Source organism: Streptomyces sp. SID13726 (genome assembly GCF_010548375.1).
Lineage (GTDB): Bacteria > Actinomycetota > Actinomycetes > Streptomycetales > Streptomycetaceae > Streptomyces.
Genome location: NZ_JAAGLY010000504.1, coordinates 1 through 430, shown reverse-complemented (window position 1 = coordinate 430; position 430 = coordinate 1). Strand labels below are relative to the sequence as shown.

The following is a 430-nucleotide window of genomic DNA, read 5'->3' as shown; positions in this document are numbered from 1 at the left end:
GCGTCGAGGTTGTGCGTGCCGAAGACCACGTCGACCCACGGCGCTTTCTCGACGATCGTGCCGCGGTCCTTCTGCGCGAGGCAGCCGCCGACGGCGATCTGCATCCCGGGCCGCGCGGCCTTCACGGAGGCGAGCTGGCCGAGGTTGCCGTAGAGGCGCGTCGCGGCGTTCTCCCGCACGGCGCACGTGTTGATGACGACGACGTCGGCGCGGTTCGCGGCCTCGTCGTCCGCGCTCGCGCGCGTGTAGCCCGCCTCCTCCAGCATCCCGGCCATGTGCTCGGAGTCGTGGACGTTCATCTGGCAGCCGAGCGTGCGGACGACGTAGGTGCGCGGGTGCGCGTCGTCGACCGGCGCACCGGAGGTGGCACCGGGTGCGAGCACGGCGGGGACGGGGGCGGGGGCGATCGTGGACATCACCGTCCAGGGTA

Annotated in this window: 1 pseudogene; it reads right to left on the bottom strand. The window is 72.6% G+C overall.

Annotated features, from left to right (window positions below):
- Positions 1–299, bottom strand: a pseudogene (locus tag G3I78_RS48815) (tRNA (N6-isopentenyl adenosine(37)-C2)-methylthiotransferase MiaB); the annotation flags it as partial.
- Positions 300–430 lie beyond the last annotated feature (131 nt).